The sequence below is a fragment of the Nocardioides aurantiacus genome (genome assembly GCF_003752505.1).
GTDB lineage: Bacteria > Actinomycetota > Actinomycetes > Propionibacteriales > Nocardioidaceae > Marmoricola > Marmoricola aurantiacus.
In genome coordinates, this window is the sequence record NZ_RKHO01000001.1 from 173,539 (window position 1) to 197,574 (window position 24,036).

Below are 24,036 nucleotides of genomic sequence, written 5' to 3' on the forward strand. Positions count from 1 at the left end.
GACGAGAAACCCAGACGTGGCACACAAGCTCGTGATCGTGGAGTCGCCGGCCAAGGCCCGCACCATCGAGGGATACCTCGGGCGGGGCTACAAGGTCGAGTCCTCCATCGGTCACATCCGCGACCTCCCCCAGAGCGCCGCCGACATCCCGGCCAAGCTCAAGGGGGAGCCCTGGGCGCGCCTGGGTGTCGACGTCGACCACGACTTCGCGCCGGTCTACGTCGTCTCCCGCGACAAGAAGTCGCACATGACCAAGCTCAAGGGACTGCTCAAGGACGCCGACGAGCTCTTCCTCGCCACCGACGAGGACCGCGAGGGCGAGGCCATCGCGTGGCACCTGCTCGACGAGCTCAAGCCCAAGGTGCCCGTACGCCGGATGGTGTTCCACGAGATCACGCCCGCCGCCATCAACGCGGCCGTGGCGAACCCCCGCGAGATCGACATGGACCTCGTCGAGGCCCAGGAGGCGCGACGCATCCTCGACCGGCTCTACGGCTACGAGGTCTCGCCGGTGCTGTGGCGCAAGGTCATGTCCGGCCTGTCCGCCGGTCGCGTGCAGTCGGTCGCGACCCGCCTGGTGGTCGACAAGGAGCGCGAGCGGATGGCGTTCCGCGTCGCGTCGTACTGGGACCTCGAGGGCACCTTCGACGCGGGCTCGGCCCACGAGCAGCGGATGTTCCCCGCCCGGCTGCACTCCGTCGACGGCACCCGCGTGGCCCGCGGCTCCGACTTCGGCCAGGACGGCCAGCTCAAGGCCGCCGCCGCCAGCGGCGCCAAGGCCGTCGTCCACCTCGAGAAGACCCGCGCCGAGGCGCTCGCCGCCGCGCTGTCGGACACCGAGCTCTCGGTCCGCAGCCGCGAGTCCAAGCCCTACACGCGCAAGCCCTACGCGCCGTTCCGCACCACCACGCTGCAGCAGGAGGCCAGCCGCAAGCTCGGCTACGGCGCCTCGCGCACGATGTCGATCGCGCAGCGGCTCTACGAGAACGGCCACATCACCTACATGCGCACCGACTCCACGACGCTCTCGGAGACGGCCGTCAACGCGGCGCGCAACCAGGCCCGCGAGCTGTACGGCGCGGAGTACCTCCCCGACAGCCCGCGCACCTACACCTCGAAGGTCAAGAACGCCCAGGAGGCGCACGAGGCGATCCGGCCCGCCGGCGACGCCTTCCGCACCCCGGCGCAGAGCGGCCTGACCGGCGACGAGTTCCGGCTCTACGAGCTGATCTGGATGCGCACCATCGCCTCGCAGATGCGCGACGCGCAGGGCCAGTCGGTCACCATCCGGCTCGGCGGCGCCGCCGCGACCGGCGAGGACGTCGTGTTCTCCGCCAGCGGTCGCGTCATCACCTTCCACGGCTTCCTCAAGGCCTACGTCGAGGGCAGCGACGACGACGGCGCGACCGACGACCAGGAGACGCGGCTGCCCAACGTCTCCGAGGGCGACCGGGTCACCGCGGCCCAGCTGCGCGCCGAGGGCCACGCCACCAAGGCGCCCGCCCGCTACACCGAGGCGACCCTGGTCAAGGAGCTCGAGGAGCGCGAGATCGGTCGCCCCTCGACGTACGCCTCGATCATCGGGACCATCCTGAACCGCGGCTACGTCTACAAGAAGGGCACCGCGCTGGTCCCGGCGTGGCTGGCCTTCTCGGTGATCCGCCTGCTCGAGGAGCACTTCACCCGGCTGGTGTCCTACGAGTTCACCGCCCAGATGGAGGACGTGCTCGACGACGTCGCCGGCGGCCGGCGCGACCGCAACTCCGAGCTCGGCGAGTTCTACTTCGGCACCCCCGAGGTCGAGGGCCTGCAGAAGCTGGTCAACGAGCTCGGCGACATCGACGCCAAGGAGCTGGCGACCTTCCCGATCGGCGGTCCCGACAGCGGGGTGCACCTGCGGGTCGGCAAGTACGGCCCCTACCTCGAGGGCCCGGGCGACGACGGGACGGCGTACGCCAAGAAGGCCAACGTGCCCGACGACCTGCCCCCCGACGAGCTCACCATGGCCAAGGCCGAGGAGCTGCTGGCCAACCCGGCGGGCGAGGAGACGCTGCTCGGCGAGCACCCCGAGACCGGCCTGACGGTGGTGGCCAAGAACGGCCGCTACGGCCCGTTCGTCACCGAGCTGCTGCCCGAGGACGCGCCCAAGAACGCCAAGCCGCGCACCGGGTCGCTGTTCAAGGACATGTCGCTGGAGACCATCGACCTCGACCAGGCGGTCAAGCTGCTCTCGCTGCCGCGCGTGGTCGGTGTCGACGACGACGGCGAGACCATCACGGCGCAGAACGGCCGCTACGGCCCCTACCTCAAGCGCGGCACCGACTCGCGCTCGCTGGCCACCGAGCAGCAGCTGTTCGACATCACGTTGAAGGAAGCGCTGGAGATCTACGCCCAGCCCAAGCAGCGGGGTCGCGCGGCGGCCGCGCCGCCGCTCAAGGAGCTCGGCAACGACCCGGTCTCCGGTCAGCCGATGGTCGTCAAGGCGGGCCGCTTCGGGGAGTACGTCACCGACGGCGAGTACAACGCCACCCTGCGCAAGGACGACTCGGTCGAGGAGCTGACCGCCGAGCGTGCGGCCGAGCTGCTGGCCGAGCGCCGCGCCAAGGGCCCGGCCAAGAAGGCCGCCAAGCGGGGCGCGAAGAAGGCCCCCGCCAAGAAGTCGGCGACCAAGAAGACCACGGCCAAGAAGACCACGGCCAAGAAGACGACCGCGAAGAAGACGACCGTCAAGAAGGCCGCCGCCACCAAGACGACGAAGGCTGCCGCCGAGAAGTCCTGACGGGTGCCGCGAGGAGGTGCCGCGCCCCGGTGCGGGAGAAGCCGGTCACGGTGCCGTGCTCCCCCCTAGGATCGCCACCATGAAGCGCTCGGGTCTCCTTCGTCGTGCATCGTCGGTCTCGGCGGTGGTCCTGCTGGCCATGCTGGCCGCCTGTGGTGACAGCGGGTCCGCGGGGGAGGAGTCGGGCTCCTCGCCGTCGGCCTCCGCCTCGGCCTCGGAGTCGCCCTCGGAGCCGCCCTCGGAGTCCGCCTCGAGCGGCGAGGTCGCCGAGCCGGGTGCGAGCGCCGACGCGACCTGCGGCGACGGGGCCTACGAGACCAAGGTGGTCGAGGCCGCGCAGGGCATCCGGCTCACGGTGCCCGCCGACTGGGAGGTGGAGAGCTTCCGCGCCGGCTTCCAGAACCGGCTCTACCCGCCCGACCGCGACGTCGGCGACGGCTACCTCGTCATCTCGCCGTCGGTCCAGGACCTCGACGCCGCAGCCGACGACGTGCTGAAGGCGACCCGCTCCGCGGCGGAGACCACCTCCGAGCAGGACCTCGAACTGCCGGGCTTCGACGGTGCGCGGATGGAGACCTTCGCCTACGACGACGAGACCTTCGCGGTCAGCGTCGTCGCCGTCTACGAGGGGTTCCGCCTCCAGGCCAACATGACCCGGGAGGGCGTGCCCGAGGAGCAGGCCGTCGCGGAGTCGTGCCTCAGCACGATCTCGCGCAGCTCCTAGGGAGCCGGCCTCGGCGTGGCCTCGATCGGGCCGCTGCCCACGATCGACTCCTGCCCGCAGCGCTCGTAGCGGTAGGTGATGACGTGCTGCGCGGGGTCGGCGGGATCGATGCAGGCGAGCAGCGCGGACCCGGGCTGCCAGTAGTCGTCGGCGACCCAGTCGTCGCCGCCGTACCAGGTCCCGTCGTGCTGGTAGGCGTAGTCGAACTTGTAGCCGTCGCCGACGGTGGAGTCGTACTTCTCCTGCGGGTCGATGACGGTCAGCTCGACCTTCTCGGTGAGGGCGCTCTCGTCGCCGCCGCGGGTGAGGACGAACGTCGTGACGGCGAGGAAGCCTCCGACGAGCGCGACCAGGACCACGGCCACGCAGCCGACCGCCTTCACGCCGGGATGCTCCAGGGGCGCACGCGCAGGCTGCGGGTGATGCGGTCGAGGAGCTCGTGGCCGGCCTCGTGGTCGGGGACCAGGATGCGGGTGACGTGCATCAGCTCCCCGTCGGTGGTGACGACGACCCGCTGGTGCACCAGGTTGCCGCGCACCTCGCCCGCCTGGTCGGCGGCGGAGGCGGCGGCGCCCTCGACGAAGAGGGCGAGGTCGGTCTCGGTCGGGGACTCCGCGCCGGGGGCCGGTCCCGGGCGGAGCTGCTTCAGCTCGGCCCGGAGGTGGTCCCGCGCGCCTGCGGCCGTGCCGAGGCGGGTCGAGCGTGCGGCCACCGAGAGCGTGAACAGGTCGGAGCCGTCGCCGGTCCACTGCCACAGGTGGCCGTAGGTGGCGCGGACGTGACGCATGCCGGCCTCGGGCGCGAGCAGCGACACGGGACCGAGGTCGTTGCGGAGCAGCAGCGTGGACACCTCAGCCTCCCCAGCCGCCGTAGTGCGGCAGGTCCGTCGCCGGGTTAACGCGGATCATCTCGTCGCGACCGGCCTCCCGGTGCCAGATGGTGGTCGCGGTCTCCCCCGACGCCCCCCACCCGGCCTCGACCTCGGCGAACTTGAGGTCGAGCTCGTAGTCGTCCTCGGCGTACTTCTCCACCATCGTCTGACGCACCGTCAGCTCTCCGTTCTGCAGGGCCAGGTCCTTGGCGCGGTCGACGTCGCCCTGCGACAGCGCGGTCTTGATCTCGTCAAGCGCCGGGTTCTTGTCGTCGACCTTGAGCTGGACGTCGACGCCGGCGCCCGTGCTGGTGCCCGGGGGAGCCGCGATGCCGAGGGTGCTGTTCGCGGCGGTGCCGTCCATCTTCCCCGAGAGCGTGAACGAGTCGAACTTGCCGTCGTCGTCGATCTTGATCTCCCCGGCCAGCGAGGCGGCCGCGTTGTAGCCGGACTCGCGCTGACCGAGCTCGGCGTCGACCGATGCCTCGACCTTGAGGCCGTACTGGTCCTTGGCCCAGTCGTAGTAGGCCTCGGCCCGACCCTCCACGGCACCTCGCGCCCAGGGCGAGTCGAACTCCATCTCGCCGGACGCGTAGACGCCGGTGCGGAAGCTGTCGATGTCCTGCTCGTTGACGTAGCTGGCGACGTTGCGGGCGATCTCGATGGGGGCGTCGCCGGTGGCGACGTCCCAGACCCCGATGTCGTGGAACGCCTCCTCGCGGAGGTTCTCCAGGAACTCCTGCGCCTCCTGGGGCGTGTCGAACTTCAGCTCGAGGTCGGTGGTGCCGCCGGCCCCGACGTCGGCCTCGGTGCCGCCGACCTCGATCTCGCGGCCGAGCCCGCCCTCGAGGTGCAGCGCCAGGATGGTGGTGCCGTCGGCCATCACCTTGTAGTCGGCCTGGGCCTTGCCCTCGAACTCGAAGCTGCCGAGCTCGGCCTCGAGCTCCAGGTAGGCCGAGATGGTGTGGACGGTGACGTCCTCACCGAGGAGCGCGGCGAGCTCCTCGGGGCTGAGGTCGTCCATGCTGACCGGCCGCTGGTTGATGGCGTCGGAGAGCGAGCCGGTGCCGCCGTCGGTCTTGCCGTCCACGGCGGCCGTCAGGGCCTTGGCGAGGTCCATGTCGGCCTCCTGCGCGGCCTGGAGCGCGGCGTCGATGTCGGCCGAGACCTGGTCCACCAGCACACCGATCGCGTCGCGCTCGGCGGTGTTGGTGTAGGTGCGCGGGTCCTTGACCGCCCCGGTCTTCTTGTCGACCTCGAACCCCTGGCTCGCCGCGCTGCTCAGCGCGTCCTGCAGGCTCTGCTTGGCCTCCTTGATGCGGGTCTGGGCGTCGTCGAGGTTGACGGTCACGTCCGAGACCTCGGCGGCCATGTCCAGCAGCCGCAGGCGGAGCTTCTCGTGGCTGGTGCGGGCGCGTGACGCGGAGCCCGCCACCCAGGTGGTGGGCGGCTCGGACCCGTCCATCTCGTCCTGGAGGTCGACGAGCTTCTTGCGCTTGCGGGACAGGACGTCGGCCACGTCGCCGAGGGTGCCGGGCTGCCACTGCAGGACGGTGTCGATGGAGACCATGACCTCAGTACCCCCCGCCCGTGCGGTGCATCAGGATCCGCTGCTCGACGTCGGCGCGGTAGTCGCTGGCGTCGTAGGCCGCGGCGCTCTCGCGCATCCGCTCGGCCTGGGCCTCGGCGTCGTCGTGCCAGCCCTGGAAGCGCTCCCGCCAGGCGCCCACCAGCTTGCCGGCCGCTGCGGCGCTCTGGCTCCCGGGCAGGGCCGTGGCGACGTCGCCGACGCTGCCGCTGGGGTCGGCCGACTTCGCGCCGGCGGCGGCGGAGCTCATCTCGCTCCCCGCTGACCTGATGTCGGCTGCTACTGCCTCGAAACCACTCATGACGCCTGTGTCCCCCCGGATGGTGTGCTGCCACGACGGTAGGCCAGCCTGGCCGCACCCACCACCGATTCGCTGCACTCTGCCCGGCTCGGGGACCGTCAAACCCCCGGTGCTCTACGTTGGACGCGTGCCGCTGCCAGCGATCATCTTCGGGTCTCTCTTCCTGCTCCTGCTCCTCGCCGCGGTCGCCATCGTGGTCAACGCCGTCCGCCGCAGCAGGAAGGGCCAGGACGCCGTCGCGCAGCGCGGCTGGACCACGCTGCCGGACGCCGCCGACGTGGTGGCGGGCTGGGACGGCTGGCCCTTCCTGCGGGCGCTGGAGCCCGGCACCGCCCGCGACGTCGTGGTCGGTCACCACCAGGGCGTGGAGTTCGCGTGCCTGCGCTGGACGCAGCGGGAGTACTCCGGGTCGGAGGCCTCGCGCGAGGACCACGAGCGCTACAACATCGTCGCGCTGCGCACCGAGCAGACCTACCCGCACCTGTCGGTCGTCCGGGGTGGCAACCGCATCGACCCGACCGACCAGCACCCCGGCGTGACGGCGTTCGAGACCGGCGACGACCGCTTCGACCGGCGCTGGCAGACGCTGGGGGACGCGGAGTTCGGTCGCGACCTGCTGGTCCCGGAGGTCCGCGCCGCGATGGACGAGCGTGACCACGCCTGGGTGTTCCAGCCCGGGTGGGTCGCCCGGGTCGTCCCGTGGAGCTTCTACGCCGGGGAGGACCGCATGCTGGAGGAGATCGACCACCTGGTCGCCCCGCTGCGGCTGGTCCCGAACGACGTCTGGCGACGCCACGGCGGCGCGCCGCGCTTCCTCGGCAGCCTCGGGCACGGGGCCGGTCCGGGCTGACGGTGCCCCCGCCTAGGGTGGGGCCGTGCTGGACTTCCCCGGGGTGTACGCCGAGACCGGGCTCTTCGTCTGCTTCGAGGGCGGTGAGGGCGCCGGCAAGTCGACCCAGTCGCGGCTGCTGCGCCAGCGGCTCGAGGCCGCCGGCCGCACCGTGCTGCTGACCCGCGAGCCGGGCGGCACCCCCGTCGGGGCCGAGGTGCGCCGGATCGTGCTCGACCCGGCGACCGGTGTCCTCGCCGACCGCACCGAGGCCCTGCTCTACGCCGCCGACAAGGCCGAGCACGTCGAGTCCGTCGTCCTCCCCGCCCTGGCGCGCGACGAGGTGGTGGTGACCGACCGCTACGTCGACTCCACGCTCGCCTACCAGGGCGCCGGCCGCTCCCTCGACGCGGTCGAGCTCGAGCAGGTCGCCCGCTGGGCCACCGGCGACCTGCGGCCCCACCTGACCGTGCTGCTCGACCTCGAGCCCAGCCGCGGGCTGGTGCGCTTCGCCGAGCGCGACCGCATCGAGGGCGAGTCGCTGGAGTTCCACGAGCGGGTCCGGGCGGCGTTCGTCGCGCTGGCCGGCGCCGACCCGGAGCACTACCTCGTGCTCGACGCGCGCTCGGGCGTCGAGGAGATCGCCGCGCTGGTGTGGTCCCGCGTCGAGGGGCTGCTGCCGTGAGCGACGTCTGGAGCGGGCTGGTCGGGCAGGCGCCGGTGATCGCGATGCTGCGTCGGGCGGTCGCGGGCGACATGACCCACGCCTGGTTGTTCACCGGCCCGCCGGGGTCGGGCCGGTCCAACGCCGCGCTGGCGTTCGCGGCGGGTCTGCAGTGCGAGCGTGGTGGGTGCGGCGAGTGCCACAGCTGTCACGAGGTGTCGGTGGGGTCGCACCCCGACGTACGCCTCACCCGCACCGAGAAGCTCTCGATCGGGGTCGACGAGGTGCGCGAGCTGGTGCGCACCTCCGCTCTCGCGCCGGCGGGGCGCCGCTGGCAGGTGATGGTGGTCGAGGACGCCGACCGGCTCACCGACCAGGCCGCCAACGCGCTGCTCAAGGCCATCGAGGAGCCGACCGAGCGCACGGTGTGGCTGCTGTGCGCCCCCACCGTCGAGGACGTCCTGCCCACGATCCGCTCGCGCACCCGGCTGGTCGTGCTCGCCACGCCCTCGGCCGACGACGTCACCGACTTCCTGGTGCAGCACGACGGGTTGCCGGTCGAGACCGCGTCGTACGCCGCCCGCGCCTCGCAGGGCCACATCGGCCGTGCCCGGGCGCTGGCCCGCGACGAGGACACCCGGCGTCGTCGCCGCGAGGTGGTCTCGGTGCCCGGTCGGCTGAAGAACCTCGGCGCCTGCATGGCGGCCGCGGCCGACCTCCACGACCTCGCCAAGGAGGAGGCGGACGCGCTGACCAGTGAGCACGACCGGCGCGAGAAGACCGAGCTCGACCGGTCCTACGGCGTGGTGGAGCGGGGACGGCGGCCCAAGGAGTACGCCCCCGCCCTGCGCGACATGGAGAAGGCCCAGAAGACGCGGGCCAAGCGGCGGGTGCTCGACGTCGTCGACCGCGGGCTGATGGACCTCGTCTCGGTCTACCGCGACGTCCTCACCCTCCACCTGGCCACCGGCACCGACCTGGTCAACGAGGAGCTGCGCGGCGAGGTGGTGGCCCTGGCGCGCGCCTCGACGGCCGAGCTGACGCTGCAGCGGATCCAGGCGATCTTCGACGCCCGCGAGCAGATGCTGGAGTTCAACGTGCCGCCGCTGCTGGCGCTGGAGTCGATGACCGTCGCGCTGCAGCACCGCGCCCCGGCCTAGGACTCCTCGACGAGGGGCTGGGCCCCGCCCCTAGGGTGGCGCCATGGCCTTCCCGCCCCCGCCGCAGCAGGTCCCGCCGCCGCCCGGGGGCGGCGCCCCGTCCCGCTCGGGCTGGAGCACGCGCGCGATCGTCCTCACCGTGGTCGTCGCGATGCTCGCGGGCCTCGTGGTGGTCGGCATCGCGGGGTTCGTGACCTACCGCCTCGTCGACGACGGCAGCGGGGCGGAGGCCTCCCCGAGCGTGACGCCTCCGCCCGACCCCGGCTCGACGGCACCCGAGCCCGAGGTGCCCGCCGAGCTCCGGTCGTTCTACGAGCAGGAGCTCGGCTGGACCGACTGCGGCGAGAACCAGTGCGCCCGGCTGACCGTGCCGCTCGACTACGCCGAGCCCGACGGCGAGACGATCGAGATCGCGGTGCTGCGCGTCCGGGCGGGCGAGCCGGACGAGCGGGTGGGTCAGCTCGTGGTCAACCCCGGCGGCCCCGGTGGCTCCGGCGTCGACTACGCCGCCGGAGGCGGGGCCGTCTTCGGTGCGACCCTGGCGCGCTACTACGACATCGTCGGCTTCGACCCGCGCGGAGTCGGTCAGAGCACCGCCCTGGAGTGCGCCACCACCGCCCAGACCGACGAGTTCCTCGCCTCCGACCCCGACCCCGACACCCGGGCCGAGGTGCAGCGCAACGACCGCCTCACCCGGGCCTACGGCGAGGGCTGCCTGGAGCGCAGCGGCGACCTGGCCCGGCACGTGTCGACGGTCGAGGTCGCCCGGGACGTCGACGTGCTGCGCGCCGCGCTGGGGGAGCGGCAGCTCGACTGGTTCGGTGCGTCGTACGGCACCACGATCGGGGCGACGTACGCCGAGCTGTTCCCCGCCAACGTCCGCCGCATGGTGCTCGACGGTGCCGTGGCGCAGAACCTGCCCGAGGACCAGATGGACGTCGACCAGGCCCGCGGCTTCCAGACCGCCCTGGACGCCTACCTCCGCGACTGCCTCGACAAGGGCTGCTTCCTCGGCGAGGACCTCGGCGAGGCGCAACGCCGGCTGAGCGCCTTCCTCGAGGACGTCGACGCCGAGCCGCTGCCCACGGGGGTGGCGGAGCGGCCGCTCACCGAGGGCCTCGCGGTCTACGGCATCTTCCTGCCGCTCTACGTCCAGTCCTACTGGCCGCTGCTCACCGAGGCGCTGCGCCGCGCGATCCAGGACGGCGACGGCTCGCAGCTGCTGACGCTGGCCGACCAGTACACCCAGCGCACCGCCGACGGCTACCAGGGCAACCAGACCGAGGCGTTGTACGCCGTGAACTGCGCCGACTCCTCGGAGTCCGTCCCGCTGGCCGACGTACCGGACCGGTTCGGGGAGTTCGAGGCGGTGGCTCCGGTGTTCGCGCGGATCTTCGCCTACGGGCTCGCGACCTGCGACAGCTGGCCGATCGAGCCCACCGACGAGCGGCCCGAGGTCGACGGGAAGGGGGCGGCCCCGATCCTGGTCGTCGGCACCACCCGCGACCCGGCCACGCCGTACCGCTGGGCCGAGGAGCTGTCGGAGGAGCTGGACTCCGGCGTCCTGCTCAGCCGCGACGGCGACGGCCACACCGCCTTCCAGCAGGGCAACGCCTGCATCGACAAGGCCGTCGAGGCCTACCTCGTCGCCGGGAAGGTGCCCGAGGACGGCCGCTCCTGCTGAGCCCTCGGCCGTGTCGGTCGGACCCGTCGAGAGCCCCGGACCCGGTTTGGCGACCGGCCTGCCCGCGCCCCTATACTCGTCCGGCGTGCCCGGCTGACCGGCCGGGCACTGCGCCGCCTTAGCTCAGTCGGTAGAGCGTCTCACTCGTAATGAGAAGGTCGTCGGTTCGATTCCGACAGGCGGCTCCAACTCTCGTTGTCGGTCCTGCCCGCTCACCTCTGGGTGAGCCGGGACCGGGGAAGAAACGCGGTCGTCAGCCGGCGTACTCGTCGTCGGTGACGTGGTCGAGCCAGGTGACGACCTGGCCCTGCTCGTCAGCCTCCTGGATGGCGACGTGGGCCATGAACCGGTCGGGGGTGGCGCCGTGCCAGTGCTCCTCGCCGGGCTCGATGTAGACCACGTCGCCGGGTCGGATCTCCTGGACGCCGCCGTCGCGGGTGGCGACGAGGCCGATGCCGTCGGTGACGTAGAGGGTCTGGCCTCGGGGGTGGGTGTGCCACGCGGTGCGGGCGCCGGGGGTGAACCGGACGTGGGCGCAGCCGACGGCCGACTGGTCGTCGGGGTTGCGGATGCCGTCGATGAGGACGGCGCCGGTGAACCAGTCCTTCGGGCCGGAGCCGGACTGACCGCTGCTCTGGGTGAACTTCATGGTGGTGCTCCTCTCAGCGTTCGCTGATCTTGATGAGTGCCTTGATGGCCCGGCGCTCGTCCATGGCGGCGTAGGCGTCGGCGATGTGGTCGAGGTCGGTGACGAGGTCGAAGACCTTGCCGGGGTGGATCTCGCCGTCGAGGACGGCCCGCATGAGCTGGGGCTGGTAGTGGCGGGCGGGGGCCGGGCCGCCGCGCATGCCGATGTTGCGGAAGAAGGTGGCCTCGCCGTCGATGGTCACGTCGTGCGGCACTCCGACGCGACCGACGATGGCGCCGGCGGCGGCGATCGCGAAGCAGGTCTCGGTGGAGTCCTTGGTCCCGACGCACTCGAGGACGGCGTCGGCGCCGTTGCCGTCGGTGAGGTCCTTCAGTGCGGCCACGGCCTCGTCCCCGCGGACGGTGATGATCTCGTCGGCGCCCCACTCGCGGGCCAGTGCGTGGCGGTCCTCGTGGGTGCTGCCGAGGACGATGACGCGGGCGGCTCCGAGGAGCTTGGCCGACAGGACCCCGGACAGGCCCACCGCGCCGTCGCCGACGACGGCGACGGTCATGCCCTCGGTCACGCCGGCGCTGACGGCGGCGTGGTAGCCGGTGCTCATGACGTCGGTCAGGGCGAGCAGGTCGGCCATCACGTCGTCGGAGAGGTCGTCGCCAGGGACCTTGACCAGGGTGCCGGCGGCCTGGGGGACGCGGACGTACTCCGCCTGACCGCCGTCGTCCTGCCCGCCCTGGCCGAAGAAGCCGCCGTGGTCGCAGGCGGTGTGGAAACCGGCCCGGCAGTTGCGGCAGGTGCCGTCGCTCCAGGAGAACGGGGCGATGACGAAGTCACCGACCGCCAGGTCCTGGACGGCGTCTCCGACCTCGTCGACGACGCCGATGAACTCGTGACCGACGGTGCCGTGCGCGAGGTCGGAGATTCCCCGGTACCACCACAGGTCGGACCCGCAGACGCAGGCGAGCACCACGCGCACCACGGCGTCGGTCGGGTCCTTCACGACCGGCTTGGGGCGGTCCTCGAGGTCGATCTTGCCGGGGCCGTTGAAGATTGCTGCTCGCATGGTGGTTCCTCCTGAGTGGATGGGTGGCTCGTGTTCGGCGATGCGCCGAGGCGGGGTGGGGTGGTGTGTCAGCGTCCTTGGACCTGCACCCGGACGGTGCCGTCCAGGTCGGCGATGCGCTCGGCGGCGTCGCCCTGCAGCCGGCCGAGCACGACGATGCCCTCGTAGTAGGACTGGTCGCCGTAGTAGAGGACGAGGTCGTTGCCCGGCGCGTAGTAGCCGACGTCACCGACGTCCGGATCGGCCCCGGAGGGCTGGCCGTCGAGGGACAGGGGCGAGGGGAGACGGCCGGTCTTCTCGACGCCGCCGTGGTCGCTCATCTCGATCGTCACCGGCAGCTGCGCGAGCAGGTCGCGGTTGGCGGCGCTGTCGCGCAGGTCGGCGGTGAACTGCTGGTCGCCGATCGTGATCTCGAGCTGCATCTGGTCCTCCTGACCATCGGTGGGTGGGGTGGGGCTGGACGACGTGGTCTGTGTCGGGATCGGGTCCGTCGAGCTCGACCCGGTCGAGGAAGAGCCGGTGGAACCGGGCGGTGACCCGTCAGCACCGCAGGCGCTGAGCATCAGGGCGAGCAGCGGGATCGTCACCGACGCGCGTGAGGCGGGCCGGAAGGACATGGGTCTCACCGTGCTCCCTCGGAGTGACGCGGAGGCACGGGACGGGATGCGGACCGGAGTGCGGCGGCGGAGACGAGGACCATTGCGAGGACCGTCAGCGCCATGGGGACGGCGGTCGCGGCGCCCCCCGCCCCGGCGACGGGAGCGACCAGGCCGGCCGTGGACCACTGCACGAAGCCGAGCAGCGCCGAGCCGGTGCCGGGGTCGTCGGGGACGGCCTCCGAGGCGAGGGCGCCGGCGTTGGGGCCGATCAGGCCCTGGGCGGTCATGAGCACGAAGAAGCCCGGCACAGCGGCCCACAGGGGCATGTCGAACCACACAGCACCGACGAGAAGGAGCAACCCGGCCGCCCCGGTGGCAGCCAGACCGACGGCGACGACGAGCGCCGTACGCACCCGACCTGCGAGCCGGGCCGAGAGCAGCGTCGCGCCGACGAGGCCGACGGCGTTGGCGGCGAAGACGAGGGAGTACTGGACGGGCGTGAGCCCGTTCATGGACTGCAGCACGAAGGCCGACGCGGCGACGTAGGCGAAGATCACGCCCATCGACAGCGACATCACGACGAGGTGTGCCGTGAAGTGCCGGGTCCGCAGGACGCGAGCCCCTGCGTCGCGGAGGTGGTGGAGACCGCCACTGCTGCGGTGCTCGGTTGGGAGGGTCTCCGGCAGCACGAAGCGGACCACGACGATCATGACCGCGCTCCAGGCCACCAGCAGCCAGAAGGACATGCGCCAGCCCGAGTGCTCGAGCAGGGCGGCGCCGAGCAGCGGCCCGAGGACGGGAGCGACTCCGGCGACCCCCTGCACGAGGTTCAGCGAGCGCACCAGCGTGGGGCCGGAGGCGACGTCGACCACGACCGAGCGGGCGATCACCATGGCCCAGCCGCCGGCGAAGCCCTGCACGAACCGAGCCGCCGTCAGCACGGCCACGGTCGGACTCACCGCGCACCCGAGCGAGGCCACCACCATCAGCGCGAGGGCGGTGAACAGGGGGCGGCGGCGACCCAGCTGGTCGGACAGTGGACCGCCCAGGAGCTGCCCCAGGGCCATGCCCACGAAGTACGTCGTCAACGTGAGCTGGAGGGAGGTCGCCGTCGTCCCCAGGTCCTGCAGCACCAGCGGGAAGGCGGGGACGTACATGTCGGTGGCGAGCGGGGCGATCATGGTCAGCGCCGTGACGCTGACCAGGACGCCGACAGGCACGTGTGCCGGACGGTCGCCGGGCGTCGCCGCCCGGGGGCGACCGTCCCCGCGGGCGGGAGCGGTCGGAGAGGCTTCGGGTCGGGGCGTGGTTCTCGTGGTCATCTCGTCGTCCACTACACCCGCTCCGACGCTCGGGTGGGAGTCCCGCTCATGAGGTGTACTGACAGGGCACCCTTCGCCCTCCGCAGGGATCGATACCGCGACCTACGCTCGTCTGGTGGACAACCGTCATGAGGTTCGTGAGTTCCTGACGTCCCGGCGTGCTCGGCTGACGCCGGGCGACGTGGGCCTGCCCGACATTGGGATCCGTCGTGTCGCGGGGTTGCGTCGCAGCGAGGTCGCGACCATCGCCGGGTTGAGCGTGGAGTACTACGCCCGGCTCGAGCGCGGTCACGTCGCGGGTGCCTCGACGTCCGTGCTCGACGCACTGGCACGGGCGCTGCGCCTGGACGACACCGAGCGCGCCCACCTGTTCGACCTGGCCCGAGCCGCCGACGGCATCCCCACCTCGGGGCGGCCGCGGCGGCGCAGCTCCTCCAGGGTCGGGGCTCGACCCAGCCTGACGTGGGCCCTGGACGCGATCACCGACGGCGTCGCCGTCGTCCGTGACCCGTGCCAGAACCTCTTGGCCACCAACGCACTGGGACGAGCCTTCTACACGCCGGTGATCGGTGACGGTGGACGTACGCCGAACCTCGCCCGCTTCCAGTTCCTCGACCCTGCCTCTCGCGACTTCTACCCGGACTGGGACCGGTTCGCGGAGATGTGCGTCGGCATCATGCGCGCCGAGGCCGGTCGTGATCCGCACGACCGGGGTCTGCAGGAGCTCGTCGGCGAGCTGTCGACGCGGAGCGAGATCTTCCGTCGGCTGTGGGCCGACCACAACGTGCGCAACCACGGCGCGGGCACCAAGCGCTTCCACCATCCCGTGGTCGGCGAGCTCACCCTGGTCTACGAGGAGCTCGCGGTCACCGCCGAGCCCGGCCACATCGCCCTGATCTACACCGCCGAGCCGGGGTCACCGTCGGCCGAGCGGCTGCGCCTGCTGGCCTCGTGGACCGCAGAGATCCCCGCGGTGGAGTCCCACGGGCAGGACCTCACGTGACAGCGCCCTGAGACCATGGCGTCCCGACGCCACGATCGCCGCACGTCCGGCCCCCACGGCCTTGTGGCCCGCACCGGCCAGCCGAGGATGACACCTGATCAGGCCGGGACGCTCGCCCTGGCCAGCACGCGGACCGCGCCGGCGGCCTCGTCGGCAACGAGCTCTTCCTCGGTGGCGAAGCCACGCATGTCGGTCGGGAACTGACCCCCGAAACCGCCGGGCGGTCGGTAGGCGTAGCCGTGGACGACGGCGGTGAAGCTGCGCAGCAGCGGGTTGGCCGCCATCACGCCGCCCGTGACGGTGACGGCGGGCCACAGCAGCTGGTCGAACAACCCCCGGGTCACGTCACGGCGCTCGGCGTCGTGGAAGTCGGACAGCTCGTTGGCCAGGACCAGCTCGAAGGCGGCCCCGTGGGCCAGGGCGTAGCGGACGTACGCCGCCGCGAGGGCGGCCAGCGTCTCCACCGCGTGCCCGACCTCGTCGGCGGGAGCGGCAGGCACGGCCTCGGCCGCCGCGCGCATCTGCGCGGACAGGCGGCGGCCTGACACCGTGGCTGCCGCGGACAGCAGCTCGATCCGGCTGGCGAAGTGCCGGTAGGGGGCTGCCGTGCTCACGCCGATGCGTCGCGCGACCTCGGCCACGGACAGTCCCGCCACACCCTTCTCGGCGATCAGCTCCAGTGCGCCGCTCACCAGGGCCTCACGCAGGTCGCCGTGGTGGTAGGTCGTACGTCGCGCCACGTGCTCTCGCTCCTCTTGTGCCCCGACGCTCGGTGTGCGCGGGTGGGCCAGCCTCGCACTTGACTCAATGTTATAGGGCTCTTACATTGGTGTCGAGAAGCCATCACAGTCATTCGAGGAGTCATCCGCATGTCGTCGCCCGTCCCCACCTACGACCTCAACAACGGCGTGCAGATGCCTGCACTCGGCTTCGGTGTCTTCCAGGACGATCCCGACCAGACGCTCGCCGCGGTGGGCGCGGCGCTGGACGTCGGCTACCGGCACGTCGACACCGCCGCCGGCTACGGCAACGAGCGGCAGGTGGGCGAAGCGATCCGCCGGTCGGGCCTGGAGCGGTCCGAGGTGTTCGTCGAGACCAAGGTGTGGGTCAGCGACTACGGCTATGAGGCGACGTTGCACGCGTTCGACAAGAGCGCCCGCAAGCTGGGCATGCAGCAGATCGACCTGCTGATCCTGCACCAGCCCGCACCCCGGGAGTTCGACCGCACGCTGGAGGCCTACCGGGCGCTCGAGCGGCTGCTGGCCGACGGCCGGGTCCGCGCCATCGGTGTCAGCAACTTCATGCCCGACCACCTCGCCCGGCTGCTCGACGAGCGGACGGTCGTGCCGGCGGTCAACCAGGTCGAGGTGCACCCCTACTTCCAGCAGCCCGACGTGCTCGCGGCCAACGCGGCGAACGGGGTCCTGACCCAGGCGTGGTCGCCCATCGGGGGCATCACGTTCTACGCCGGGTTCGGCGACCAGCGCCGGAGCACCCTGTCCGACCCCGTGATCGCCGACATCGCCCGCGAGCACGACAAGACCCCCGCCCAGGTGATGCTGCGCTGGCACCTCGAGCGCGGACGCCAGGTCATCCCCAAGTCCGTCACGCCGTCCCGCATCGCCGAGAACCTCGACGTCGTCGACTTCACCCTCACCGACGCGCAGCTCCAGGCCATCGACGCACTGGACACCGGCGTACGAGGCGGACCGGACCCGGCCGAGATCACCAGCCAGAGCTTCGGCGGCATCACCATCCCCGAGGCCTGAACCCACCCGACCCCCACACGAGAGGAACCACCATGTCGACCCCGACCACACTGACGATCCCCACCGTCACCCTGAACAACGGCATCGAGATGCCGACCCTCGGGTTCGGCGTCTACGCCGTGTCCCCCGAGGAGACCGAGCGCGTCGTCACCGACGCCCTCGCTGCCGGCTACCGCCACCTCGACACCGCATCTGCCTACGAGAACGAGGCCGCTGTCGGCCGCGCCATCGCTGCCAGCGGGATCCCCCGCGACGAGCTGTTCGTCACCACCAAGCTGTGGATCTCCGACGCCGGCGAGGAGCCCGCGCGACGCGCTTTCGGCCGGTCGCTCGAGCGGCTGGGACTGGACCGCCTCGACCTCTACCTGATCCACCAGCCGTACGGCGACTACTACGGCTCGTGGCGTGCCATGGAAAAGCTGTACGCCGAGGGCGCGACCCGTGCCATCGGGGTCTCGAACTTCCACCCCGACCGGCTCGTCGACCTCGACGACCAGAACGAGATCACCCCCGCGGTCGACCAGGTCGAGACCCACCCGTTCTTCCAGCGCACCGTCGACCACCAGGTGATGGCCGAGCGCGGCGTGCAGCACGAGTCCTGGGGGCCCCTCGGCCAGGGTCGGAGCGACCTGTTCACCGACCCCGTGCTGACCGGGATCGCCGCCTCGCACGAGAAGACCGTCGCGCAGGTCGTCCTGCGCTGGCTGCTCCAGCGCGACATTGTCGTGATCCCCAAGTCGGCTCGTCCCGAGCGCATGCGCGAGAACCTCGACGTCTTCGACTTCGCGCTGACCGACGAGGAGATGGCACGCATCACCACGCTGGACACCGGCGCCAGCACGGCGTTCGACCACCGTGACCCGGCCGGTGTCGCCTTTCTGGGCAACGTCCGCTTCGACACCTGAGAGGCGCCGGCGCAGTCAGGTCAGGTCAGGGTCGGCGGAGTGATCGGAGCGCGTTGAGCCGAGGTCGTCGACGCTGAGCGCGGAGGACGGTTCACCCCGCCGGGTCTGGCGCGGTGGCGGCCGGGGTGTTGTCATCGCCGGGTGATCCACGAGCTGGCTGAGGTCTATCGGCAGTACCTGGATGAGGTTGCCTGGATCACGCGTTCGGGCGCGTGGGGGACTTACGCCGACCTCTTCGGCGAGGACGCGGTCTTCCACCGTTCCGGGTTCCGCGATGTTCGCGGGCGGGAGTCGATCAGGGCGATGATCCTGACGGAGACGACCACGCTGCCGGGGTCGTTGATCGAGCGCACCGACGTGCTGTGGCACGCGCTCGACCTGCGTCGCGGGCTGGTGGTGCAGGAGATGCGGCACGTCGCCAGAGATCCTGGGGACGGCTCTCATCACCAGGCCCTGGCCACGAGCGTGCTGCGCCTCGGCGCCGACGGACTGTGGGCGCGGCTTGACGTCGTGCACAGCCCTGAGGCGTACCGCTCGATGTACCGGAAGTGGGCGCTCGCTGCTCACCGGAGCGGCCGAGACGACGAGGCGCACCGGGTGAGGGAGCTGCTCGAGGTCGCCCACCCCGTCGTCTGAATCCCGACCCGCGATCCACCTGCGGTCAGCCCGAGACCGTGCCGTCGACTCCCGACGAACGCCAACAAAGTCCCGACAAACGATGCGTACACGTGGGTTCGGGTGCGTAACGGTGCGTAGGGATCTGCTGGGAAAACGCAGGTCAGCTGCCCTTCACGACGCGCTCCACGCGTGGACGAGGTGTCGTCACTCGGGATGAGAAGGTCGTCGGTTCGATTCCGACAGGCGGCTCCACGTCAGCTCGCTGACCTGCAGGTCCTCTCCAGGTAGTTGCGCCGTCTCCGAAGCACCTGACCTGCTGGGCGGAACCTGACGGTGCGGCAGTCGCTCTGCCAGGCCCGGTCGCTGCTAGGCCTGCGAGGATCCGCCCATGGGAGAACAGGCGGACCGGTTGGCGAGGGGCGATTGGTACCTCGACGATGCGGAGCTGCAGCGGCGGCGTCGCGACTGCTGGATCGAGCTCGACTGCTTCAACACTGCTCCCGCCGAGGACGACGCCACCCGCGCCCGGGTGCTGTCCGGGCTCCTGCGTTTCGTCGGTGAGGGAGCCTCGGTGGTGCCCCGGTTCCAGTGCAGCTACGGGAGCAACATCTCGATCGGCCGGCACGCCTTCGTGAACGGCAACTCGTTCTTCATGGACGACGCGCCCATCACCGTTGCCGACCACGCGAGGATCGGACCGGGGGTGCAGCTCATGACGGCACTCCACCCGGTCGACGAGCACCAACGCCGTCGAGAGGGGTGGGAACGAGCGGCGCCGATCACGATCGGAGCCAACGTGTGGCTCGGCGCGGCGGTGACGGTCTGCCCCGGGGTCACCATCGGCCGCAACTCCGTCGTCGGCGCTGGCAGCGTCGTCCTGAACGACATTCCCGATCACGCAGTCGCGGTCGGGTCACCTGCGAAGGTCATCCGCGCGACCCCTCCCGACGACGGCTGTCGTTGACGAGCCGGGCCACCGCACCGCACCGTGCCTGCTCCCAGCCATGAGGGAGCGCCGTCTCGGCGAAGCGACGACAGCAGTGGCCGACCGGCTGTTCGGGCCCGTCCTCGCACACACGGTCGGCGACACCGCCACGACGACGTGCGTGACGGCCGCCGCGTCACGGCGCGATGGTGCCGCGGAGCAGGCGGCAGGTCTCGGCGTACGTCTCCAGCAGGTCGGTCGTGCGACTGGTCTCGCGCGAGTCGGCCCACCGGTCGAGGGCCACGCGCACCGCGACGCCGGCTGCCTCGACCGCGACCCGTGGCGCCAGGTCGTCCTCGGCGCCGACGAGGTCGCGGAGCCGGGCGACGAGGGCGTCGGTGCGCTCCTCGTCGTAGCCGACCGCGGCCAGGCGCAGGGCCGGCTCGTGCTGCATCAGACGGCGTACGCGCAGCAGCAACCGACCCGACTCGCTGCGCCCGTTGTCGAAGTCCCGCATGACCGCGCGCCACACCTCCTCGAGCTGGTCGAGCAGAGGACGCGACGGGACCAGCTGCTGGAGGAGCGCCTCGACCCGCTCGTCGAGGTCGACGTGCGGCACCAGAGCAGCGCGCTCCTTGCTCGGGAAGTAGCGGAAGAACGTCCTCGGCGAGATCCCCGCCGCGCGCGCGATGTCGTCGACGGTCGTGCCATCGACGCCCCGGCTCTCGAACAGCTCCAGCGCGGCGTCGCCGATCTCGCGCTCGGTCTGCCGGCGTCGGCGCTCGCGGAGGGCGGTCTCGGACACGGGTCGATCCTACGTGGAACAAAGTCTCGTTGAGCCATGTTGGCACTGACTGCCAGACCGGCACGTGCCGCCATCTCGACCCAGGAGCCCCACCGTGACCACCACCCTCGACGCCGGCCGCACGAAGCGTCTCGTCGCCCTCCTCGTCGGCTCGGCCTTCGTCGTGATCCTCAACGAGACCATCATGAGCGTGGCCCTGCCCGAGCTGATGCGCGAGTTCGACGTGGAGGCGACCACGGCGCAGTGGCTGACCACGGCGTTCCTGCTGACGATGGCGATCGTCATCCCGGTCACCGGGTTCCTGCTGACCCGCTTCCCCCTGCGCACGGTGTTCGTGGCGGCGATGGGCTCCTTCAGTGCCGGCACCCTGGTGGCGGCGCTCGCCCCGACGTTCCCACTGCTCGTCACGGGCCGGGTGGTGCAGGCGGTCGGTACGGCGCTGATGATGCCGCTGCTGATCACCACGATCCTCAACGTCGTCGAACCGGAGCGCCGCGGCCGGATGATGGGCACGATCTCGATCGTCATCTCGGTGGCCCCCGCGATCGGGCCGACGGTGTCGGGCCTGGTGCTCGACTCCCTGTCGTGGCGCTGGATGTTCTGGCTGGTGCTGCCCATCGCCCTGGTCGCGCTGGGACTCGGTGCGAGCTGGGTGCGCAACGTGACCGAGCCGCGCCGCGTGCCGGTCGACGTCGTCTCGGTCGTCCTGTCGGCCCTCGCGTTCGGTGGCCTCATCTACGGCTTGAGCAGCATCGGCGAGAGCGCCGCCGGTGAGGTGCCGCTCGCCCCGTGGATCCCGCTGGCTCTCGGCGCCGCGGCCCTCGTCGCCTTCGTCGTCCGTCAGCTGACGCTGGAGGACCGGGCACTGCTCGACCTGCGCGCCTTCGCCGTCCCGTCGTTCTCCATCGCCGTGGCGCTGGTCGCGGTCAGCATGATGGCGTTGTTCGGCACCCTGATCCTCTTGCCGCTGTTCCTCCAGAACGTGCTCGGCCTCACCACGCTGCAGACCGGTCTCGTACTGCTGCCCGGCGGACTCGCCATGGGCCTCCTGGCACCTGTCGTCGGACGCGTCTTCGACCGCGTCGGCCCCCGGCCGCTCGTCGCCCCCGGCGCCGCTGTCACCAGCGCAGCCCTGTGGGGCATGACGACCCTGGACGCCGCGTCGGGCCGTCCGGCGGTCATCGGGCTGCACGTGCTGATGAGCGTCGGCCTGGCACTGATGTTCACGCCGCTGCTGACCTCGGCGCTGGGCTCGCTCCCGCAGCAGCTCTACTCGCACGGCAGCGCGATCGTCTCGACGCTCCAGCAGGTCGCCGGTGCCGCCGGCACCGCCCTCTTCATCACGGTGATGACCCGTGGCATCGCTGCCGGCACCGAGGCCGGCACGTCGGTGGTCGACGCGACCGCCGACGGCATCCACACCGCACTGACGTACGGCGGAGCCATCTCGGCCGTGGCGGTCCTCGTCGCCCTCCTCGTACGACGCCCGTCGGAGTCGCAGTCCCAGGCAGCGGCGCCCGAGCCCGAGACGGAGCCCGAGTCCGAGCCCGAGTCGGGCAGGGCCGCGGTCGGCGCCCCTCGCTGACGGGTCCGCCGGCAGTCAGCCGGCGCCTGCCGCGGGAAGCCCGCACGGGGACCGGGTGTTGGCCCCACGTGGAGGTCTCGCTGCTCGACCGGTCGAGGACGCGTGTGCACGTCACGGACGCCGCGGCGTTGCGCGGGTCGGTGGATCGGGCGGTGCACGCGGAACGGGTCGGCTACACCAGGTTCTGGGTGGCCGAGCACCACGCCGTGCCGGGCATCGCGTCCGGGTCGCCGGCGGTCCTCCTCGCCGCCGTCGGCGCGCGGACCTCGCGGATCCGGATCGGTGCGGGCGGCGTCATGCTCCCGCTCCACCAGCCGCTCGTCGTCGCCGAGCAGTTCCTCGCCCTCGAGGCCCTCCACCCGGGTCGGGTGGACCTCGGTCTCGGGCGATCGGTCGGGTTCACCGAGCCCGTCCGCCGTGCCCTGCGCCGCGACCTCGATGCCGTCGAGACCTTCGCCGACGACCTGGTCGAGCTGCGCGACCACCTCGGCGGCAGGGCCGAGGTGACGGCCCGCCCCGCCTCGGAGCGGATGGTCCCGATGCACGTCCTCGCCACCCGTCGCGGTGTCGGGCTCGCGGCAGAGCTCGGCCTCCCCGTGGTGGTCGGCGGGCCGCTGCTCGGCACCGACGAGCTCAGCCGGGCGCTCGACCGGTACCGCCGCGACTTCCAGCCGTACGACGCCAGCTCGCCGCACGTGACGATCTCGCTGGACGTCCTGGTGGCCGACGACGACGAGTCGGCTCGTCGGCTGGCGCTGCCCGAGGCGTGGGCGATGGCACGGTCACGGCAGACGGGTGAGTTCCCCCCGCTCGAGCCCGTCGAGGAGATCGAGGCCGCCCCGCGATCGGCGCAGGTGGATCGACGGGTCGAGAGCTGGCTGGGCTCGGCCGTCACGGGAGCTCCCGCCACCGTGCGGCGTCGCCTCGAGCAGCTGGTCGCCTCGACGGGGGCGGACGAGGTGATGTCGAGTGCCTCCACGTACGACCGCGAGGCGCTGTTCGCCTCCGACGCGATGCTGCTCGACCTCGTCGCCGAGCCCCCGGACCAGACGGTCGTGCCTCGGCCCACGCCCCAGGATCGTGCTACGAGCCTCCCGTGACGTCGAGCTCCTCGACTGCCTCGTCGAAGGCGCGGTCGGCCGCCTGCCACGGGTCCGACGGGCCGTTCTGCTGGGCCAGCCCGAGCAGGTGCGGGGTCAGGTCGGCACTGAACCCCTCGCTGGCCTCGCGCGGCAGCAGTGACGGCAGGTTGTCGATGGCGATGACCTCCAGCGGTGGGGTCCCGTGCGCGGGACTGCCGCCGTGCAGTCGCCTGACCGGGTCGTCCCAGGTGGTGATCTCGGTGTTCACCGGGAGCATGTTGGTGGGCCCGGTGACGTCGCAGGTCACGTCCGCGAGGACCCGGAGCCGGCGCTCGTGGTCGAGGTCTGCCTGTTCCAGGAACGGCGTCGTGGGGGTGCGCGTCACCACGCAGTTCACCAGCAGGTCGTGGCCGAGGAGCGCCTGCTTGTGCAGGTCCCGGGTCTCGCGCAGGTCCCACCGGGTGACCGGCACACCGGCCGTCACGAGCGCACCGTGGGCACCACGACCGGAGCGCCCGCGGCCCCCGGTCACGAGCGCGAGCAGGAGCTCGGCGCCCGACCTCCCCGCGTGCTCCAGCTGCGCGTCGAGCTCGCGCTTGGGCATCGGACCGAGCGGCGCGACCAGCGCGCCGGTCAGCTGCAGGACGCCGAGTGCGGCACCGACGTAGCCGGCCCAGTACCCGAACGCGACGACCCGCCTGCCGTCCGTGTCCGTGAGGTACTCGATGTCGAGCAGCCGTCCACCGCCGCGGCGGAACCGCTCCAGGGTGCGCTGGGCGTCCTGCTGACCCTTGAACGCGTGCGCGAAGTAGATGTGCCGGTGGTGCAGCGAGGCCGGCTCGTCGGGAAGCTCCTTGATCCCGAGCACGTAGGCGTCGTGCGGCGCGTCGGTCCACGTGCCCTCGCCCGCCACGGCCGCCCCGGCCGCGGCGTACTCGTCGATGGCGAAGATCCGCTGGGGCGACTCCTCGACCGTCACCTCGAACCCGGCGTCCAGCAGGAGCGGGACATCGGCGGGTACGACGGGCGCACGCCGCTCGGTGCCGCGAGACTCGGAACGGATCCACACATGGACGGGTCGCATGAGGTCAGGATGTCAGCGCCGCCCGCGGCC

The 24,036-nt window shown here is 71.8% G+C and carries 24 protein-coding genes and 1 tRNA gene; 14 read left to right on the forward strand and 11 right to left on the reverse strand.

Going from position 1 to position 24,036, the window contains the following annotated elements; translation table 11 throughout:
- The first annotated feature begins 16 nt into the window (after window positions 1–16).
- Together topA and EDD33_RS00855 are read left to right on the forward strand one after the other, a co-directional pair.
- Window positions 17–2,779 (forward strand): type I DNA topoisomerase, encoded by a 2,763-nt coding sequence (topA, locus tag EDD33_RS00850; RefSeq protein WP_123388726.1) that lies wholly within the window; start codon window positions 17–19, stop codon window positions 2,777–2,779.
- A gap of 79 nt (window positions 2,780–2,858) precedes the next feature.
- Entirely contained in the window at window positions 2,859–3,503 is a 645-nt protein-coding gene (locus EDD33_RS00855) for a hypothetical protein (protein WP_148076903.1), read from the forward strand.
- Here the strand turns inward: EDD33_RS00855 and EDD33_RS00860 are convergent.
- From EDD33_RS00860 to EDD33_RS00875, 4 genes are read right to left on the reverse strand one after another with little or no spacing between them, the layout of a single operon-like run.
- Entirely contained in the window at window positions 3,500–3,886 is a 387-nt protein-coding gene (locus EDD33_RS00860; RefSeq protein ID WP_123388728.1) for a hypothetical protein, read from the reverse strand. The genes EDD33_RS00855 and EDD33_RS00860 overlap by 4 nt on opposite strands.
- Entirely contained in the window at window positions 3,883–4,353 is a 471-nt protein-coding gene (locus EDD33_RS00865; protein ID WP_123388729.1) for a hypothetical protein, read from the reverse strand. Before EDD33_RS00865 ends, EDD33_RS00860 begins: the two co-directional genes overlap by 4 nt.
- Before the next feature lies 1 nt (window position 4,354).
- Window positions 4,355–5,944, reverse strand: coding sequence for a hypothetical protein (locus EDD33_RS00870; RefSeq protein ID WP_123388730.1), 1,590 nt, complete (start codon window positions 5,942–5,944; stop codon window positions 4,355–4,357).
- Window positions 5,945–5,948: 4 nt separating this feature from the next.
- On the reverse strand, window positions 5,949–6,212 hold the full coding sequence (locus EDD33_RS00875; RefSeq protein WP_123388731.1) for a hypothetical protein: 264 nt from the start codon (window positions 6,210–6,212) through the stop codon (window positions 5,949–5,951).
- Between the two features lie 178 nt (window positions 6,213–6,390).
- Here EDD33_RS00875 and EDD33_RS00880 point away from each other — a divergent pair, with 178 nt between their 5' ends.
- The 5 genes from EDD33_RS00880 (at window position 6,391) to EDD33_RS00900 (ending at window position 10,788) form a co-directional block, all read left to right on the forward strand.
- Window positions 6,391–7,113 (forward strand): hypothetical protein, encoded by a 723-nt coding sequence (locus EDD33_RS00880; protein WP_123388732.1) that lies wholly within the window; start codon window positions 6,391–6,393, stop codon window positions 7,111–7,113.
- Window positions 7,114–7,138: 25 nt separating this feature from the next.
- Window positions 7,139–7,777: a dTMP kinase gene (gene tmk, locus EDD33_RS00885; protein ID WP_342773573.1), complete on the forward strand. Its 639-nt coding sequence runs from the start codon at window positions 7,139–7,141 to the stop codon at window positions 7,775–7,777.
- Entirely contained in the window at window positions 7,774–8,916 is a 1,143-nt protein-coding gene (locus tag EDD33_RS00890; protein WP_170169663.1) for a DNA polymerase III subunit delta', read from the forward strand. Before tmk ends, EDD33_RS00890 begins: the two co-directional genes overlap by 4 nt.
- 43 nt (window positions 8,917–8,959) lie before the next feature.
- Window positions 8,960–10,600, forward strand: a complete 1,641-nt coding sequence (locus tag EDD33_RS00895) for an alpha/beta hydrolase (RefSeq protein WP_123388733.1) — start codon at window positions 8,960–8,962, stop codon at window positions 10,598–10,600.
- Between the two features lie 112 nt (window positions 10,601–10,712).
- A tRNA-Thr gene (locus tag EDD33_RS00900) sits at window positions 10,713–10,788 on the forward strand.
- 65 nt (window positions 10,789–10,853) lie between these two features.
- On the opposite strand, the gene EDD33_RS00905 is transcribed toward EDD33_RS00900, so the two are convergent.
- The 4 genes from EDD33_RS00905 to EDD33_RS00920 form a co-directional block, all read right to left on the reverse strand.
- Complete coding sequence (locus tag EDD33_RS00905) at window positions 10,854–11,249, reverse strand: (R)-mandelonitrile lyase (protein WP_123388734.1); 396 nt, start codon at window positions 11,247–11,249, stop codon at window positions 10,854–10,856.
- A gap of 13 nt (window positions 11,250–11,262) precedes the next feature.
- Window positions 11,263–12,309 carry an alcohol dehydrogenase catalytic domain-containing protein gene (locus EDD33_RS00910; RefSeq protein WP_123388735.1) on the reverse strand — a complete coding sequence of 349 codons (1,047 nt, stop codon included), beginning with the start codon at window positions 12,307–12,309 and terminating at the stop codon, window positions 11,263–11,265.
- Between the two features lie 68 nt (window positions 12,310–12,377).
- On the reverse strand, window positions 12,378–12,731 hold the full coding sequence (locus tag EDD33_RS00915) for a cyclophilin-like fold protein (protein ID WP_246003290.1): 354 nt from the start codon (window positions 12,729–12,731) through the stop codon (window positions 12,378–12,380).
- A gap of 200 nt (window positions 12,732–12,931) precedes the next feature.
- Entirely contained in the window at window positions 12,932–14,128 is a 1,197-nt protein-coding gene (locus EDD33_RS00920) for a multidrug effflux MFS transporter (protein ID WP_246003291.1), read from the reverse strand.
- Window positions 14,129–14,345: 217 nt separating this feature from the next.
- On the opposite strand from EDD33_RS00920, the gene EDD33_RS00925 reads away from it, so the two are divergent.
- Window positions 14,346–15,233: a helix-turn-helix domain-containing protein gene (locus tag EDD33_RS00925; RefSeq protein WP_123388736.1), complete on the forward strand. Its 888-nt coding sequence runs from the start codon at window positions 14,346–14,348 to the stop codon at window positions 15,231–15,233.
- Window positions 15,234–15,331: 98 nt separating this feature from the next.
- On the opposite strand, the gene EDD33_RS00930 is transcribed toward EDD33_RS00925, so the two are convergent.
- The gene (locus EDD33_RS00930) at window positions 15,332–15,973 is read right to left on the reverse strand and encodes a TetR/AcrR family transcriptional regulator (protein WP_123388737.1); all 642 of its coding nucleotides are present in this window, start codon (window positions 15,971–15,973) and stop codon (window positions 15,332–15,334) included.
- Between the two features lie 129 nt (window positions 15,974–16,102).
- Here EDD33_RS00930 and EDD33_RS00935 point away from each other — a divergent pair, with 129 nt between their 5' ends.
- From EDD33_RS00935 to EDD33_RS20630, 4 genes are all read left to right on the forward strand, one after another.
- The gene (locus tag EDD33_RS00935) at window positions 16,103–17,002 is read left to right on the forward strand and encodes an aldo/keto reductase (protein ID WP_123388738.1); all 900 of its coding nucleotides are present in this window, start codon (window positions 16,103–16,105) and stop codon (window positions 17,000–17,002) included.
- 50 nt (window positions 17,003–17,052) lie between these two features.
- Window positions 17,053–17,907, forward strand: a complete 855-nt coding sequence (locus EDD33_RS00940) for an aldo/keto reductase (protein ID WP_211332625.1) — start codon at window positions 17,053–17,055, stop codon at window positions 17,905–17,907.
- A 141-nt stretch (window positions 17,908–18,048) separates the two neighbouring features.
- On the forward strand, window positions 18,049–18,543 hold the full coding sequence (locus tag EDD33_RS00945; protein WP_123388739.1) for a nuclear transport factor 2 family protein: 495 nt from the start codon (window positions 18,049–18,051) through the stop codon (window positions 18,541–18,543).
- 370 nt (window positions 18,544–18,913) lie between these two features.
- A complete protein-coding gene (locus EDD33_RS20630) occupies window positions 18,914–19,489 on the forward strand; it encodes a sugar O-acetyltransferase (RefSeq protein ID WP_123388740.1) in 576 nt (191 codons plus the stop codon).
- A 157-nt stretch (window positions 19,490–19,646) separates the two neighbouring features.
- On the opposite strand, the gene EDD33_RS00960 is transcribed toward EDD33_RS20630, so the two are convergent.
- Window positions 19,647–20,255 carry a TetR family transcriptional regulator gene (locus EDD33_RS00960; RefSeq protein ID WP_123388741.1) on the reverse strand — a complete coding sequence of 203 codons (609 nt, stop codon included), beginning with the start codon at window positions 20,253–20,255 and terminating at the stop codon, window positions 19,647–19,649.
- Between the two features lie 94 nt (window positions 20,256–20,349).
- Here EDD33_RS00960 and EDD33_RS00965 point away from each other — a divergent pair, with 94 nt between their 5' ends.
- Entirely contained in the window at window positions 20,350–21,840 is a 1,491-nt protein-coding gene (locus EDD33_RS00965) for an MDR family MFS transporter (protein ID WP_211332368.1), read from the forward strand.
- Window positions 21,841–21,908: 68 nt separating this feature from the next.
- Window positions 21,909–22,940 (forward strand): MsnO8 family LLM class oxidoreductase, encoded by a 1,032-nt coding sequence (locus EDD33_RS00970; protein ID WP_123388743.1) that lies wholly within the window; start codon window positions 21,909–21,911, stop codon window positions 22,938–22,940.
- Here the strand turns inward: EDD33_RS00970 and EDD33_RS00975 are convergent.
- On the reverse strand, window positions 22,924–24,006 hold the full coding sequence (locus tag EDD33_RS00975; protein WP_123388744.1) for a Rossmann-fold NAD(P)-binding domain-containing protein: 1,083 nt from the start codon (window positions 24,004–24,006) through the stop codon (window positions 22,924–22,926). The two genes, EDD33_RS00970 and EDD33_RS00975, sit on opposite strands and share 17 nt — an antisense overlap.
- Window positions 24,007–24,036 lie beyond the last annotated feature (30 nt).

Coding starts and splice junctions, on each gene's coding strand:
- EDD33_RS00855 (WP_148076903.1), top strand. CDS start 2,859: ATGAAGCGCTCGGGTCTCCTTCGTCGTGCATCGTCGGTCTCGGCGGTG.
- EDD33_RS00870 (WP_123388730.1), bottom strand. CDS start 5,944: ATGGTCTCCATCGACACCGTCCTGCAGTGGCAGCCCGGCACCCTCGGC.
- EDD33_RS00875 (WP_123388731.1), bottom strand. CDS start 6,212: ATGAGCTCCGCCGCCGCCGGCGCGAAGTCGGCCGACCCCAGCGGCAGC.
- EDD33_RS00895 (WP_123388733.1), top strand. CDS start 8,960: ATGGCCTTCCCGCCCCCGCCGCAGCAGGTCCCGCCGCCGCCCGGGGGC.
- EDD33_RS00905 (WP_123388734.1), bottom strand. CDS start 11,249: ATGAAGTTCACCCAGAGCAGCGGTCAGTCCGGCTCCGGCCCGAAGGAC.
- EDD33_RS00910 (WP_123388735.1), bottom strand. CDS start 12,309: ATGCGAGCAGCAATCTTCAACGGCCCCGGCAAGATCGACCTCGAGGAC.
- EDD33_RS00915 (WP_246003290.1), bottom strand. CDS start 12,731: ATGCAGCTCGAGATCACGATCGGCGACCAGCAGTTCACCGCCGACCTG.
- EDD33_RS00935 (WP_123388738.1), top strand. CDS start 16,103: ATGTCGTCGCCCGTCCCCACCTACGACCTCAACAACGGCGTGCAGATG.
- EDD33_RS20630 (WP_123388740.1), top strand. CDS start 18,914: ATGGGAGAACAGGCGGACCGGTTGGCGAGGGGCGATTGGTACCTCGAC.
- EDD33_RS00975 (WP_123388744.1), bottom strand. CDS start 24,006: ATGCGACCCGTCCATGTGTGGATCCGTTCCGAGTCTCGCGGCACCGAG.